At 40.5% G+C, this 15,359-nt stretch carries 13 protein-coding genes; 5 read left to right on the top strand and 8 right to left on the bottom strand.

Features of this window, described 5'->3' with window-relative positions:
• Nucleotides 1–5: 5 nt before the first annotated feature.
• The 5 genes from DP114_RS00835 to DP114_RS00815 all read left to right on the top strand — a co-directional run bounded on the left by DP114_RS00835 (nucleotide 6) and on the right by DP114_RS00815 (nucleotide 4,273).
• Nucleotides 6–863 carry a M28 family peptidase gene (locus DP114_RS00835; protein ID WP_169263962.1) on the top strand — a complete coding sequence of 286 codons (858 nt, stop codon included), beginning with the start codon at nucleotides 6–8 and terminating at the stop codon, nucleotides 861–863.
• 426 nt (nucleotides 864–1,289) lie between these two features.
• A complete protein-coding gene (locus DP114_RS35995) occupies nucleotides 1,290–1,520 on the top strand; it encodes a Uma2 family endonuclease (protein ID WP_318284531.1) in 231 nt (76 codons plus the stop codon).
• 173 nt (nucleotides 1,521–1,693) lie between these two features.
• Nucleotides 1,694–3,055, top strand: coding sequence for a ribosome biogenesis GTPase Der (gene der, locus DP114_RS00825; protein WP_169263961.1), 1,362 nt, complete (start codon nucleotides 1,694–1,696; stop codon nucleotides 3,053–3,055).
• 86 nt (nucleotides 3,056–3,141) lie between these two features.
• Nucleotides 3,142–3,294, top strand: a complete 153-nt coding sequence (locus DP114_RS00820) for a hypothetical protein (protein ID WP_171975200.1) — start codon at nucleotides 3,142–3,144, stop codon at nucleotides 3,292–3,294.
• A 52-nt stretch (nucleotides 3,295–3,346) separates the two neighbouring features.
• Nucleotides 3,347–4,273: an energy-coupling factor transporter transmembrane component T family protein gene (locus tag DP114_RS00815; RefSeq protein WP_171975199.1), complete on the top strand. Its 927-nt coding sequence runs from the start codon at nucleotides 3,347–3,349 to the stop codon at nucleotides 4,271–4,273.
• Nucleotides 4,274–4,315: 42 nt separating this feature from the next.
• Here DP114_RS00815 and DP114_RS00810 read toward each other — a convergent pair whose 3' ends face one another.
• The 8 genes from DP114_RS00810 to DP114_RS00775 form a co-directional block, all read right to left on the bottom strand.
• Nucleotides 4,316–6,391 (bottom strand): serine/threonine-protein kinase, encoded by a 2,076-nt coding sequence (locus tag DP114_RS00810; protein ID WP_171975198.1) that lies wholly within the window; start codon nucleotides 6,389–6,391, stop codon nucleotides 4,316–4,318.
• A gap of 172 nt (nucleotides 6,392–6,563) precedes the next feature.
• Complete coding sequence (locus tag DP114_RS00805; protein WP_171975197.1) at nucleotides 6,564–7,808, bottom strand: glycosyltransferase family 4 protein; 1,245 nt, start codon at nucleotides 7,806–7,808, stop codon at nucleotides 6,564–6,566.
• 140 nt (nucleotides 7,809–7,948) lie between these two features.
• Nucleotides 7,949–9,328 carry a glycosyltransferase family protein gene (locus DP114_RS00800; protein ID WP_171975196.1) on the bottom strand — a complete coding sequence of 460 codons (1,380 nt, stop codon included), beginning with the start codon at nucleotides 9,326–9,328 and terminating at the stop codon, nucleotides 7,949–7,951.
• Entirely contained in the window at nucleotides 9,328–10,656 is a 1,329-nt protein-coding gene (locus tag DP114_RS00795; protein WP_171975195.1) for a glycosyltransferase, read from the bottom strand. Before DP114_RS00795 ends, DP114_RS00800 begins: the two co-directional genes overlap by 1 nt.
• A 20-nt stretch (nucleotides 10,657–10,676) precedes the next feature.
• Nucleotides 10,677–11,045, bottom strand: coding sequence for an EamA family transporter (locus DP114_RS00790; protein WP_171975194.1), 369 nt, complete (start codon nucleotides 11,043–11,045; stop codon nucleotides 10,677–10,679).
• A gap of 53 nt (nucleotides 11,046–11,098) precedes the next feature.
• Nucleotides 11,099–13,051 carry a hypothetical protein gene (locus tag DP114_RS00785; protein WP_171975193.1) on the bottom strand — a complete coding sequence of 651 codons (1,953 nt, stop codon included), beginning with the start codon at nucleotides 13,049–13,051 and terminating at the stop codon, nucleotides 11,099–11,101.
• Between the two features lie 426 nt (nucleotides 13,052–13,477).
• A complete protein-coding gene (locus DP114_RS00780; RefSeq protein ID WP_169263954.1) occupies nucleotides 13,478–14,167 on the bottom strand; it encodes a glycosyltransferase family 2 protein in 690 nt (229 codons plus the stop codon).
• An 83-nt stretch (nucleotides 14,168–14,250) separates the two neighbouring features.
• Nucleotides 14,251–15,219 (bottom strand): GDP-mannose 4,6-dehydratase, encoded by a 969-nt coding sequence (locus DP114_RS00775; RefSeq protein ID WP_169263953.1) that lies wholly within the window; start codon nucleotides 15,217–15,219, stop codon nucleotides 14,251–14,253.
• Between the last annotated feature and the right edge of the window lie 140 nt (nucleotides 15,220–15,359).

The raw sequence follows: 15,359 nt of genomic DNA, 5'->3' as shown, positions 1-15,359 counted from the left end.
AATTTGTGAATCTAAAGAACGAAATCGAAAATCACCTTACCTCGATCGCCCGCGATCGCGATCCCTATCTAGCTACTGCTGGACATTTCTTTGTCCAAGAATACATTCGTCAACAATTTGCTCAATGGGGAAGTGTGGAAATCCACACCTTTAAAGTCGGGAGCAAAACTTGTCAAAACCTCATTTTGAATTTACCTTCACAACCTGAGTCCGAAAAAAGAGATTTGCCTCCTATTTTAATTGGTGCCCATTATGATGCTGTTCCTGGAACGCCAGGCGCTGATGATAATGCTACAGGTATAGCAGTTTTGCTGGAATTGGCAAGAATGTTTGCTGCCCAACCAACAAAATATCCCCTGCGGCTGGTAGCTTTTGATATGGAAGAATACGGCTTATTAGGTCCTTCTGGTGCTTCTGAGTATGCAGCCGAGTTGCGACAACAAGATCAGCCGCTACGGTTAATGATTTCTCTAGAAATGTTGGGCTATTGCGATCGTACCCCTGGTTCGCAAACTTACCCATCTCCTTTAGAACGCTTTTACCCAAATCGTGGCGATTTTATTGCTTTAATTGGCAATTGGCGCACAATTCGTGACTTAATTTCTATTAGCCGCAGTATTCGTAAAGTTGGCGTACCCAGCCATTGGCTACCAGTACCTAACAGAGGTTTAATACTTCCACTGACTCGACGAAGTGATCATGCACACTTTTGGGATCAAGGTTATCCTGCAATGATGGTGACAGATACAGCCAATATGCGAAATCCAAACTATCATAAACCCAGCGATACTATTGAGACTTTGGATTTAGATTTTCTGACTGGTGTTTGTCAAGGATTAGAAAGTGGTATTCGGTATTTGTGAAAAAAACGATATGTTTTGATTGAACAGTATTGAACTAGAAGGTTTAGAACAAGAGTTTTTAAAATATGTTTATCAACAACAGGTAACCTTATTATGGTTAAGACAAGTATCAGAAAAAAAATCACATTAGAAGATTTTTGAGCGCTTCCAGAAGGAGATGTCAACTATGAGTTTGTAGATAGTTATGCAGTGCCTAAAGTTTCTCCTAAATTCTTTCATTCGACTTTATAATTAACTCTGTGACTCTTGCTTCGTACTTGGTGTCAAGGAAAAGGTAGAATCGGTTCAAAGTGGGCAATTATTTGAAAACGTCAGGGGCAAGATTGGGCACCTGTACCCGCTTTGACTTATATTGATTACCAAAGTTTACCTAAAAGCTGGAAGCGCAATGAAGCTTGTCCTGTTCCTCCAGAATTGGTAATCTAAATTATTTCTCCAGACCAAACAATGAAGGAATTTGAAGACAAAGCACGAGATTATTTTGATGCTGGAGTGTCACGGGTTTGGATTGTCGATCCAGAAGCAATAACTATCAAAGTTTTTGTCTCGGCTGAAGAAAGTCAAGTTTACAGTGATAATATGCCGATTGTGGATACTCTGTTTCCTGGTTTGGAGTTAACAGTTAGACAAGTTTTTGAAGAGGCAGAATTGCTTTGAATGTTGGTGGTGCTTTTGTAGTTACGAATAATTAGAATTTGTTACCCAAAGTTAAGAAAACTTTTTAAGTGAGTTATTGTCTGTGAACTAAGTTTACGGAGTTTTTTCTGCAACAGGCAATAGTATCAGCTGAAACCGCTAGAATAGAGATTTGGAGCATTGTGCATCCGGTTATGAGTCTTCCTATAGTTGCTATTATTGGTCGCCCGAATGTGGGCAAATCTACCTTGGTCAATCGTCTTGCCGAGGAACAATCTGCTATTGTTCATGATCAACCAGGTGTGACGCGCGATCGCACTTATAAACCAGCATACTGGCGCGATCGCGACTTTACAGTTGTTGATACTGGTGGTTTAGTCTTTAATGATGATACCGAATTTTTACCATTGATTCGTCAACAAGCAATGGCAGCCCTAGCAGAGGCAAGTGTTGCTATTTTTGTAGTAGATGGTCGCACAGGACCAACACCGGCTGATGAAGAAATTGCTGAGTGGTTGCGACAACAAAAAGTCCCTGTTTTGCTAGCTGTCAATAAATGCGAATCCCCAGAACAAGGTTTGATTCAAGCTGCCGAATTTTGGGAATTGGGTTTGGGGGAACCTTTCGCCATCTCTGCTATTCATGGAAGTGGTACAGGAGACTTACTTGACGTAGTGATTAACTACCTTCCTGCTACAGCAGAAGTACCAGAAACCAACGAGATTAAAGTAGCAATTGTGGGACGTCCCAATGTTGGAAAATCCAGTTTATTGAATACTTTTGTGGGAGAAACAAGGGCAATTGTTAGCCCAATTTCTGGTACAACCCGTGATGCAATTGATACTATTGTGGAACGAAACGGGCAAATTTACCGCTTGATTGATACGGCAGGAATTCGCAAAAAGAAGAATGTAGAATATGGTCCGGAATTCTTTAGCATCAACCGCGCTTTTAAAGCAATTCGTCGCGCTGATGTGGTTTTATTGGTGATAGATGCCCTTGATGGTGTCACCGAGCAAGACCAAAAATTAATTGGGCGGGTTACTGAAGAAGGTCGAGCTTGTATTATTGTGGTCAATAAGTGGGATGCTGTCGAAAAAGACTCTTACACCATATATGATTACGAAAAACATCTGCAAGAACGACTGCATTTTACTGAATGGGCAGAAATGATTTTTGTCAGCGCCTTGACTGGACAACGGGTAGAAAAAATTTTGGAATTGGTTGATAAAGCAGCCGAGTCACACAAACGTCGTGTGAGTACAGCGGTGATCAACGAAGTTTTGGAAGAAGCAATAGGTTGGCACTCGCCGACAGTCTCTCGTGCTGGACGCCAAGGCAAAATTTACTATGGCACACAAGTTAGTAGTCAACCGCCTACAATAGCATTGTTTGTCAACGATTCTAAACGCTTTAACGATAACTACCGGCGCTATATCGAGCGACAATTTCGGCAACATTTGGGCTTTCAAGGAACTCCTATCCGTATACTATGGCGGAGTAAAAAAGCCCGTGAAGTCGAAGGTACTAATGCCAATCGAGCAACCCGCGTGTAATAGTGGTCACAAGTCATCAGTCATGAGTCTTTGGCAATTGACTAATGACTGATGGCTGATCGTCACCTACGGAGGGAAAACGCCAGGTGCTTCAACGGGGGGAACCCCACGCCAGACGCCTCAAGTCGCGAAACCCTTTCGGCAGTCGCTCATGGGGGAAACCACGCCAGATTCCTAGGTCGGGAAACCCTCATCAAGAACTGGCTCCCCAAGACCCTTCGGGAACGCCCGTCACCTAGGTCGGGAAACCCTCCTGCGCCGTGCTGGCTCACTAACGACTAATGATTATAAATGGATTTACTGCGATCGCTGCCAATTGGGCTTTACTTAGAACAACCTCAAACTTGGTTACATAAACTCGATCCACGAGTCAAGCTAATCTGGTTGATGAGCTTTCTCACAACTTACATTCTTGCCAATAACTTATGGCGCGTGCTGTTGGTGGTACTGTTGATTGTTGCTACTTTAATAGCAAGAATCCCCCGAAGAGTTTGGCAGCAGCAAATGGGCTGGCTGTTGACATTCTGCTTTTTTATTTTAATCGTTATAGCTATCACTCCTGATGGACTTGGGATCAAGTATCAACCGCGCCTGCCGACTAACCAACAAGTTTTAACAGAACAATCAGCTTCGAGTCAGTCTACTCCAGCACCAATGTCCGCCAATAAGCAGCAAGATTATAAGTATCTGCTGTTTGACAAAGGTCCAGTTAAGGTCACTCGGCGTTCATGGGATTTGGCAATCAGTGTGAGTACGATGTGGTTTACCCTTATTTACAGTTGCAATCTGTATCTGTTGACAACTGCAACAGAGGAAATCACTGCTGCTATAGAAAGCTTAATGCAACCCTTGCGACGCTTGAAGTTACCTGTGACTGAAATAACTTTGACTTTAACTTTATCTTTGCGATTTATTCCCCTCGTTTTAGAAGAAATCCAGAATTTAATTCGTTCTGTAATGACCAGAGCTATTAATTGGAAAAAGTTAGGATTGAAAGGAGCTGTTAAAGTTTGGATGTTAGTAGCAGAACGGCTGTTGGAAAATTTGCTACTCAGGGCAGAGCAAATGGCGAGTGCTATGACGGTGCGGGGGTTTACGAGTCCTAGTGAACATCGTGTGCAATGGCATGATTTACGATTGAGAAGAGGTGATTGGTTGGCGATCGCAATTTTAATTTTATTCTGGGGACTGCGTTTAGCAATAGGAACCGAAGTTTAAAAAATATGCTTATTAAAGGCAACAACAATTAGTTTCTTAACTTTAACGGATAGCAACCAACCCAGTCTGCTCAATGATTCCCTGACCTTCTTTAGACAGCAACATACTAGCATAGGCAATTCCAGCCTTCTCATCGACTGAGTCATCGCGGCGGATGACTATAAAAAAGCGGCGAGTCATTGGGTAAGTGCCATCTTGAAACGCTTGTCGATTGACTTGCTTATTATTTGTAAAAGGTTGCACATAGTGCTTGGTGTTAGTTTTGGCGATCGCAATGGAACGGATTGTCTTCTGATTTAATATAAGTGGAGCCGAAGCATAAGAAATCCCCCCTGGCGTCGCGGCAACCTTACGAATAGCGGAGGTGAAATCGCGGACAACCTTCACATTGGAACCGATGTCGTCGCCATCACTGCCCAGCAGTAACTTGAGTGCGCTGGTAATTTTGGGATCCAAACCGACAGCTACAATTGGTATATTTGGTCCCCCTACCTGCTGCCAATTAGTCACCTGCCCCCTAAAAATCGCCTGGAGTTGGTCTACGGAAAGTCCAGGAATCGTCAGGCTTGGATGAGTGTAGAAGACAACCCCGTCAATAGCTATTGGCACCTGTTCTAAGGAAAAACCCCTAGCTCTCGCTTTATTATAGTCATCGTCTTCAAGGGTGCGAGCACTTTGAGCAAAAGTCAGTTCACCCTTGATCAGCATTTCGATACCCGTACTGGAACCAGGATTGCCACTAGGGGGTTCAGTGTAGCGTAGGCGAAATTCTGGGTGCGCTCGGTTGATAGCATCTTTCATATTATCGGAATTGACAGGTGCAAAGGCAGGAGCACCACCGTAGTTGAACAAACCCTGTGGCACATTTTGCACTTCACGCATTGAACGCAGTTGCAAATTAGAAACGCGACTGAGATCTGTTGGTGTCACCAGCGACAGTAAAATCGGCTGATATTTCCAGAAAACATAGATTAGTCCTACAGTAATGGCAACAAGTGCTGGAACTAGAAACTTCACGCGGTTTGGAATAGCTTGCCAGTTTTGTTTAACAAAAGTCAGTCTGCCAATATTAGAGGGTTGGGTAGCTTGCTGGGAAGAATTTTTTGGGTGCTGTGAGTATTTCTTTGAAAGATTGTTGCTAGAGACAATGGGGTTTAAAACTTGTAAAACCTCCTGTGCTGATTGAAAACGTGAGCTAGGTCTTAGTGCCAACATTCGACTAAGAGTTTTTATCAACAGTGGGTTTAACCTCAGTTCATTCTCCCAAAACCACTGCAGCGTATGTGGATCTAGCAACTGCTGGGGTTTTTTCCCTGTCATAAGCACCAGAACTGAGACTGCTAGAGCGTACAAATCGCTATGAGGAGCTACTAATCCAAGGCGGAGTTGTTCATCTGGGGCATAACCTACTTTACCCACACAAGTCAACGAAGTCATCATATTTTGTCCTGAACCTGTTAGTGTGCTGACTTCGAGTGCTACTTGTTTAACTCCCCCCATGTCAATCAAGACAGGAAGATGGTCATGTGCACGGAGTATGATGTTGTCAGGTGAGATATCTCGATGAACGACTCCTCGATTATGAAGATAAGTGAGAATTGGTAACAGATTTTGAAGGAGTTCTAAAATTTCTGTGTCACTAAAGCATTGACCTTGCTGTAAGCGTTGCTCAAGTAGCTCCTTATAGGTTCGTCCCTCGATATAATCCACAACTATAAAAATCTGTTTCTCTTGCCGAAATATCTCCCAGAATCGAGGAATCTGTGGATGCTCAAGCTGGTGAAGAGTTGCGGCTTCTCGTTGAAACAATTCCTCTGCTTTTTTGAGGGTAGCAGTGTTCTTCATTACAGGCATAAACTCTTTGATGACACATTTCTCACGAAACCGCCCCGTGTCTTCTGCTAGGTAAGTTCTCCCGAATCCTCCTTGACCGAGTTGTTGCTGGATGATGTAGCGTTCACGGAGGAATGTCCCAGGTTGCAACGGTTCATCCTCATTTTCTATTGGTGAGGTTGCACTTACTGCCTGGGATTGTACTATCACCACAGAATCACCACAGTGGTTACAGAATTTTGACCCTGCTGAAACTAGATGTCCATTTCTACACACTATATTCATAGTCGTTTCCTTTAGTCCTATTCGTGATTGAATAGGGGTAGGAAATTAAAATTATGCCAAAACGAGGAAGTGAATTATCCTTCAATCCACTTGATAACTTCTTTATATAGCGATGTGTAATTAGAGTATAAGCTACTCCTGATATCAGTTTGTCATTATTGTTATTTGTTGGCTACTTGGTATTATCTGGTCTTATGGCTTCAACATAAACTTCTCTAAAATTCTGAGCGACTTTACTCCAAGTGTATCTTGATAAAACTTTCTGACGACCAGCATTACCCAAAGTTGTTGCCCAAGAAGAGTTTTTTAAAAACTCTATAATTGCTTCTGCTAGCATTTCTTGATTCTTATAATCTACCAAAAGCCCATCTATTCCCTCGTCTATTACCCAAGGTATTGCTCCAGCACGACAACCAATCACAGGTTTACTCGCAGCCCAAGCTTCTAGAAATGCAATTCCAAAAGACTCAAAACCAGAAGGATAAGCAAACACATCTACAGCATAAAATAAGAGGGGTTTTTCCTCATTAGAAAAGTTATAGTAAAGCTTGACTTGCTTTTGATATGACTCTGGTAATTGATGGATAATATTTTCTACTTTCTCTGCAAACATTGTCCTTGCTCCTGCTAGCAGAAGTTGCACATCAGGGAAAAATTTCCAAACAAGTGTCATCGCTTGCAAAAGAGTATCTACTCCTTTGTGTCCTCCAAATTGTCCAATAAAACCTACGACTGGTTGCTCTTTGAAACCGAAATGGTTTTTGGCTTGAGTTGAGGAAATTTGTGCAAAGGGTTCTGGATCAACTCCTACTCCTACGACAGCTACACGTTCAGGTGAAACTCCTTGTTGGATAACGTAATCTGCTTCGTATTTTGTATTAGATAAATAATAAGTAGATTGCTGAATAGCACTATAAATTCTAGAGCGTTGAAATGCCCAATCATCCTGCGGATGTATTCCTCCATGAAGGACACACGGTCTTCCAGACTCCCTAGCACCGTTAAGCGCTGCGTACATGTGTAACAATGGAAAAGATGAAGCAGCAATAATATCAGCGGAATATTCTTGGATAGCTTTTTTTAAGCCAGGAATGATTGGTCCTCCTGCTATTGTTCTTAAATGCTGGTTGAATGGTAAACGCAGACGATAAGCAACTTTTTGAGGAAATCGAAATATTTGGCTGATTCGGCTATTGACTGGAAAACGGCGCACTTTGACACCATTTATTTCCTCGTCACCTGGTTGCAAGCGTGGTAGTTTTGGATTAAAAAAACCTTCTCCATTGAAGCAATTTGTGGTGAAGACTGTGACTTCATCGCCAAATTGTCGAACTAATTCTTCGGAAACACGTTGAATGAGCAATTCTGTACCCCCAATTGCTGGGGTATAACCTTGAGTAACGTGCAGAATTTTCATAATTTGAACGAACCGCCAAGTCGCCAAGGACGCCAAGATAAGAGAGAAAAGTAGAGATATGTCAAGTTAGTAGTTTCTATTGACTTTTACATTTTGGAATTTTGAATTTTGAGAGAAGTTTGAGCGCAGGTTTCCTTGGATCAAGTCTTCGGTGATTTTGAATTGCTTAGTCGCCGCCGAAACTTTTTCCCAATACGTTGCAGAAGTTCGCGACTTCCCTCAGTACGCCAAATTTCAATGACTCGCGCTAATTTACCACGTTTTACTACGGTCGGTGTGACGAGTTTACGTATTTGTCGGTCAGGTGCGTACTCTGGTTGTAAACAGTAGCGGCGGAGAGGTTCGACGACTTGTGACCAATTTAAGGAGTCGCGTAAGGGTTCAAATGCTGAAGCCCAAGATGATTTGGGGCGTTCTAAGATTTGTGCGATCGCCACTCTCACTGCTTCTACATCCAATGGTGGGACAGCTTTACCAACTCCATACTCTTTTACCCATTCACTGGTGACATCTCCCTCACTGACAAGTACAGGTAAACGCGCCCAAAGATAATCTAGTACTCGTGTGCGAATCGAATAACGAGTTTCGATGTGTGGCGGATGAAGAGTGACACCAATATCGGCTTCACACAACAGCGCTTCTCTTTCTTCGTATGGTATCCACTCGTAAAAGAAAATGGTACGGTCTTTTTCCCCAATTTCAGCAGCAAGCACTTGAACTTGTTCCGCCATTTTATGTGGAGGAACCTGAGGGTTGGGATGACGCGTTCCTAAAAAGACGAGTCGTGCTTGTGGGTATTCAGCGATGACACCAGTCCAAGCTTTTACCAAAGTTAGGGGATCGAGCCAGTCCCAAATACCGCCACCCCATAATACAATACGAGCATCTTCTGGAAATCCAGGATGTATACCGCGCAATGTAGGATTTGGACGGGGTTCTCGGTTTAGAAAGCCGATTCCGACAACGTCAATCAAAGAACGCAGGCTGGTATCTTTGGCAAAGTTGCGGGGGTTAATGCGTCCATTGGAAGCGAGTAAACCGATCCAGAAATCTCGTTGGCGATCGCTTCCACAAATAAAAAAATCACCTAAACGAGCTAAGCTGTTGGTAACATCTACTGCGCGGTTGTTTAAGCTTTCCTGTGCTGGGAGTGGCTTGCTAAGGTGGTAATGTAAATTTTCTAAAATAAAAGGATCATAAAGGTCAACAACGATGCGTTTTTGTGTCTGGTGCAAGAAGGCAAATTTTTCTACCATGTAACCAGACACCAAGGTAATGTCACTGTTTTCTACCAGGACTTGTAAACTTTTCGGGCGTTCATCCCAGTAACGTACTAGTTTTATATTGGGAACTTGGAGAGTCGTTTCCGAGGGAATGGCAAGGGTGACATCCAAATCCTGACTAAGAACACGCGCTAATTCCAAGTAACGCATCCCTGGACCTGCCATTTTAGCATCTACCACATCATTACTAACAATTAGTAAGTGTGGACGAGGTTTTATGTTTTGTAATTCAGGCATTAATTGAATTTTGATTGTAATATCCCTTTTAGCTTAAACCACCGATTTCTCAGTTGCCAAAAATTGCTTCTTTCCATGTAGTCAACTAAAGCTTTTAATCGTTCTATTTCTGCATCTTTGTGTTTGAAATCTGTATGGAATTGAGGAGTTTCTATCAAATTATTACTTCTCTGGATTATATATTCCAATCGATTTTTCATCTTTTGACCAATCACTTTTGGGCTGAAGTAAAACCTCATGTGTTCAGCTGCTTTTGCACCTATCTGCTTCGCTTCTTCATAATTTTTAAAAACATATTGCATGAGATATGCTGCATGGTCAACATCTGGTTCTGCCCATGTACTTCCCTTCTTGTAATGTCCATAATCTTCTGTTAAGGTAGTTAAAGAATACTTGACAGGAAAACTATTAGTAACATTCATAAAGTCAGTGTTCCCTGAGTAGGCAGTGGCTATAACTGGTTTTCCATAGAACATAGCCTCAGCAATAGTTAAGCCAAACCCTTCAGAACGATGTAAAGATACATAGCAATCAGAATGAAAAATCAGAGCATTTACATCATTTTTGAGCAAATATTTATCAATAAATTTTATATTTTTAAAATTTCGCGCTAAATCTTTTAACTGTTTATATTTATCAGGGAACTTCTGAGCATTAGAACATTTTATAACGAGCAATACTTGCTCATCTTTATCAAAGGCTCGTTGAAAAGCTTCAATCACTGCTATAGGATTTTTGCGTTCAAATACGCTGTAAAAATCAAATATAAAGAGAAAAATAAACTTATTATCTGGTAGCCCCAGTGATTGTTTACTTGCTGTAGGTTGTGGTAACCAGATACTGTGCATAACTTTAAGGACTGGGACAGGTGATAGTGGTGCGTTTTGCCCTTGACAGTAAGCTTCGCTTATCGCCTCCACACTGTAACTACTGGGAGTCCATATTTCATCAAAAAGATTGAATGCTTTTAGCCATTCTTTGGGAAAATCAGGAAGTTCACATACCCAGTACCCAATATTATACTTATTTTCAAAATATTCAGGTTTAGCGGAACTGATAAAAGTACTTATCATATCTGCATTTATCTGAATAATATTAATTGGATAAGGATTATCGTCCGAGAAATTGGTGTAAGTAGAATCGAACTTTCTATGAATTGTATTGAAAGTACAATTATTAATGACGAAAGGAATACTAACAGCCTCAAGCGATCTAATAGTTGAACGTACTCCTTCGCCTAAACCAAATTCACTGTTTACATAACCTGCGATGTTAACACCTAAAGTTACACTTGTGTTCAAAGATAAAGTTTCAGCTTCTGAATGCATGTTCTTTTTGGTTATTTTATTTACTTGTGCCAAATTACTAATATCACTCCACAAATAATGAAGCTCAAGCCTACTAGACGTATGAGGGGAATAGATTCTTTAAAAATGAAATAACCCAGTAAAACTGAGAACACATAAACGAGAGAGACAGATGGACCTGCAATGCTCAGATTTACTTTAGTTAAAAGTAGAATGTAAGCTATAGCACCTAAACCATAGCAGCTTAGTCCAATTAGTAGTTCAGGCGTTGTAGCGATGTTAAGAATTTGACCAATTGTGTTTGCTGGATTCAAGCTTGCCAATTTAAGCGCGCCAAGCTTTAAAAAAAACTGGCCTCCTACACTAGCCATAACAGACATTAGCAGTAAAAAAAATTCTTGTAACCTCATGAAATTTCCTCACACTCGCTTAGTAGTTTTTTGAGTCACACGTCCATCTTTTATTAAGAATCTGAAGTAATCGTCAAGTCAAACTTGGGAGACTGTGCTTGTTGGTCGCTAAACCAAGCAACAAACTCTTGCACCATTGTTAAAATTAGACTGTATTTTCCTGGTTGAGTAGGTGTTTTGATCACTGCATTAATTGCTGCTGACTCTCCAGGAGATAAATCAAAAGGAAGGGGTGTGCGATCGCCATCTCCATCAAAGACCACGAATTTACCCTCTGAGTCCAGCCAACGATAACTAAAGTTTGTACGATTTTTACCCTTGGCAACCCATATAAAGTTACTGGTATTTTTTATAATAACTGGGATTTTAATGGATAAATCTCTTTTTAACATTTTAGGAATTTCATATGGTCTGATTTCTTGTAAAAAGGTTTTGGCTATGGGCAGTTGTATTTGATAAGAAGTCCAATTTCCTAAAGAACTAGTATTTTTATGAACAGAGTCCATAGCAATTAACTTATCTTTTTGTATAGACTGCTGAGATATTATACATAGTCTTCCTTTTCTGCCTTCTCCTAACCAATTTATAACTTGATATGTATTCATTGAATGTTCATTATCACCATATTTTGGAGGTACATTTCCTGAGTAACCATTCACAACAGGTACATTAGCTTTAATACCAGCCCACATAGCAGATAACTGCGATGCCCAAGCTGGCTCTTCAGCTTTTAGAGTGACATAGGCCATGTCACAATTTTTCTCCATTAATGTCTGAATTTGTGTGACTTCTTTGATGTATTTTGTTTTTTCAAAACTAGGTGAAGTGAGTACAATTTGTTCTAATACACATCCAAGACAAAGTAAACTTAACACTATCATCCGCAACCTTTTACTAGCTATTGTATGTAGCAAAGAGTTTAGGCATAGTGTCACAGCAACTAAAATGTAAAAATAAAACATTGTCCATATGCGAGTGACTCCCCTGATCACCGAAGCACCTGGTACAACTCCGTATACAATTCTCCAAATTGACCAACCATTTGGCAAACGTAGGGTAATAATAAAAATAGTAAGAGCAACAAGTAAGCAAGCTTTTATAAGTAAAGTGTTCTCGTGGTTGAATAAATTCTTGCGGTATAGAAGACTGTAAACAGATAGGGCAGTCAGTAAGATAACCAAGAACCCAAGAAACATATGATGTTCGTAAGCCACTGGTAACTCTTTAAAATTTCCTGAGAATACAGGCCACCAAAGACTGTTGGGTACTGGTAGAAACCAAGAGGCAAGCCTAGGCAACATATTCTCGGCTTCTGCATAGGCGCGAGCGCCAAGTGTTTCCTTAACCTTTATATAGGGAATTAATAACGCAATCATGAATAACAGCCAAGTGGCAGCAATTAAAATAGTTGCTTTATAGTTATGCTTAATATATATAATCAACCTTTGCCGAATATCGAAATCTAATAAGTAAACTATCGAAGTAAAAATTATTAAGGTAAAGATTAAAAACCAGCCCAAGTAAATTCCTGCAAGAACTTGCAAGTAAACAAACAGTAATGCCCATGCGAGTGGTTTATTTCTTGGACGTTTGATGAAATTCCATGTAAATAAAAAAGCCAGAGGTGTAAAAAACTGAGGAAGTAACTGCTGATGAGTTATCTGAGCAATCCTTGGCATACCGAATGCAAAAAGAAAAGCACCAATTACAGTTAGCACATGGCTCACTTTGTAATGCCGCATCAATAAAGCAAAGCTGAAGAAGCATAGTATACAGACAACAATCATCCATAACTGATAGGACAATTCTGCAGAGAAAAATGCTCTTAATATAAAGTAGATTGGAGCTGAACCAAACAAGTTATCAGAAAAAGTTAAAATATTTTTAAAAGGATAAAAAAAAGCTGGTGAAAATAATTCACCGACATAACTTCTATTAAATAAATATTGATAAGAATGTTCTAGAAAGTAATGGTTTAATCGTGTATCTCCAGGGTCTGTTTGCATATAAGCAAAACTCGAAAGTATCGTAGGATGAAATACGTTAAAGACACCTATTAAACAAAATACTAAATATAGTATTGCCTGAGGTATTTTCAAGAAAATCATATTTTTTACAGATGTTTTTTATACTCAATCAATTTCTTGTCAAAATCCTAATGTAAGAGTATTTAGAACTACAGATGCATAACAGATGTAGACGCGTATCCCTCAAAGCACGCTTTACGACTCAGTGGCTTTCCGTAAGTCCTACGGACAGGGTACGCCAACACGTAGCGTCTCCGACAGGAGAAGGTTATACAGATAAATTATCTGTGTTTCTTTGTGGTTTCATATTCTAAAAATTGGGTTTTGCCAGAGACATCTACGAACTGTCACTCACAACCCAGAATGAAAGTAGACTTTCAAGATAGGTCTGATGACTAATTTTAATCAGCAAAATAGATTGTATTTTAAAATGCACCAAATAGCCCGGAATCCGTCTTTCCAACCTATTTTTTTACCTTCCTTATAAGTTCGACCATAATAAGATATGCCTACCTCATAAATGCGACATTCCATTTTCGCTACTTTTGCGGTAATTTCCGGTTCAAATCCAAACCGATTTTCTTCTATCTTTATAGATTGAATCACTTCCCGTCGAAACGCTTTATAGCAGGTTTCCATGTCTGTGAGATTAATGTTAGTGAGCATATTGGATAACATTGTTAAAAATCCATTCCCTAGTCTGTGCCAATAGTAAACAACTCTATGAGCTCTACCACTCTGAAAACGCGAGCCAAAGACAACATCTGCTTTGTTATCAAGAATCGGCTTAATCATAATAGGATATTCTTGAGGATCGTACTCTAAATCGGCGTCCTGAACAATTATGATATCCCCAGTCGCTCTAGCAAATCCAGTACGCAAAGCAGCACCTTTGCCCAGATTCTTCTTGTGATAGATAACTTGATCGACCTCAGCTTCCATCTTCTCTCTAAGGAAATCTCGTGTACCATCTGTTGAACAGTCATCAACTATAATAATTTCGCACTTTTCTATTGGAGATGCTTTGACTTCTCTAACAACTTGACTAATAGTTCCAAGTTCGTTATAGCAGGGTATAACAATAGATAGCTTCATAAACTATATAAATCCTCCACCTCACACCAGGTCAATTACTTTTAATTTTTTATAAACAAATTTTATAAGTCCATGTTAGGCAATTATTTATTGCCGCTCAGTAATTTAAGATCATAGTCAACCATTAACTCCACCAATTCTTTAAACGAGTACTGAGGTTGCAAAGCTAATTTAGTCTTAATTTTATCAATACAACCAACTAATTGTACTGCTTCATCAGGACGGTAGAACGCTGGATCAACTGAAACATAATCTTGCCAATTGAGTCCAATATAGTTGAAAGCACACTCAACCAATTCTCTGACTGAATGTGTTTCACCACTTGCAATGATGAAATCATCGGGTTGTTCTTGCTGCAACATCAGCCACATTGCGTAAACAGCATCTTTGGCGTAGCACCAATCACGACGAGCATCAAGGTTCCCCAATTTTAGTTCATTAGCTAGACCAAGTTTGATTTTGGCAGCTGCTTGAGTAATTTTCCGAAATACAAATTCGGTACCACGTCGTGGCGATTCATGGGTATAAGTGATACCACAGCAGGCGTAAAGGTTGTATTTTTGGCGATAATTGATGGTCATCCAATGAGCGTATGCTTTGGCGACACCATATGGGTTACGGGGACGAAAGGCGGTGCGTTCAGTTTGAGGTGATTCGTCAGGTTGACCAAAAACTTCGCTACTGGAGGCTTGGTAGAATTTAGCATCCGGTTTGCAGCGACGGATAGATTCTAGTAGGCGAGAGACACCAAGAGCGGTGTACTCTGCAGTAAGTGCTGGTTGTGTCCAGGAGAGGGGGACATAACTCTGGGAGGCGAGGTTGTAAATTTCGTCCGGTTGGGTTTCGGTGACGACATCCATTAGCGAACTTTGGTCCAGCAGATCGCCAGAGACAATTTGAATTTGGTTGAACAGATGGCTGACGCGTTCCAAGTTACTTGTGCTAGATCGACGGACTAAGCCAAAGACTTGGTAGCCTTTAGCTAGTAGTAGTTCGGCAAGATAAGAACCGTCTTGTCCAGTCAGTCCAGTAATAAAGGCTTTTTTAGTCATTCTTTACAATGTTTTTACAAAAAACGTTACTAACAAATGGTTTCAAATCAGAAAAATTTCTACTTATTTTACAATTTTGAAGTCCTGATAGGCGTTTGTTTTGCTAATTGCCAATGCAGCTAGCTTGTTAACTAAAGGTA

This window comes from Brasilonema sennae CENA114 (assembly GCF_006968745.1).
Taxonomy (GTDB): Bacteria; Cyanobacteriota; Cyanobacteriia; order Cyanobacteriales; family Nostocaceae; genus Brasilonema; species Brasilonema sennae.
The sequence above is the reverse complement of the archived record's forward strand: the minus strand, read 5'-3'. Positions and strand labels throughout refer to the sequence as shown.

Coding starts and splice junctions, on each gene's coding strand:
- DP114_RS00780 (WP_169263954.1), bottom strand. CDS start 14,167: ATGAAGCTATCTATTGTTATACCCTGCTATAACGAACTTGGAACTATT.
- DP114_RS00775 (WP_169263953.1), bottom strand. CDS start 15,219: ATGACTAAAAAAGCCTTTATTACTGGACTGACTGGACAAGACGGTTCT.
- DP114_RS00790 (WP_171975194.1), bottom strand. CDS start 11,045: ATGAGGTTACAAGAATTTTTTTTACTGCTAATGTCTGTTATGGCTAGT.
- DP114_RS00795 (WP_171975195.1), bottom strand. CDS start 10,656: ATGCATTCAGAAGCTGAAACTTTATCTTTGAACACAAGTGTAACTTTA.
- DP114_RS00785 (WP_171975193.1), bottom strand. CDS start 13,051: ATGCAAACAGACCCTGGAGATACACGATTAAACCATTACTTTCTAGAA.
- DP114_RS00800 (WP_171975196.1), bottom strand. CDS start 9,328: ATGCCTGAATTACAAAACATAAAACCTCGTCCACACTTACTAATTGTT.
- DP114_RS00815 (WP_171975199.1), top strand. CDS start 3,347: ATGGATTTACTGCGATCGCTGCCAATTGGGCTTTACTTAGAACAACCT.
- DP114_RS00805 (WP_171975197.1), bottom strand. CDS start 7,808: ATGAAAATTCTGCACGTTACTCAAGGTTATACCCCAGCAATTGGGGGT.
- DP114_RS00810 (WP_171975198.1), bottom strand. CDS start 6,391: ATGAATATAGTGTGTAGAAATGGACATCTAGTTTCAGCAGGGTCAAAA.
- der (WP_169263961.1), top strand. CDS start 1,694: ATGAGTCTTCCTATAGTTGCTATTATTGGTCGCCCGAATGTGGGCAAA.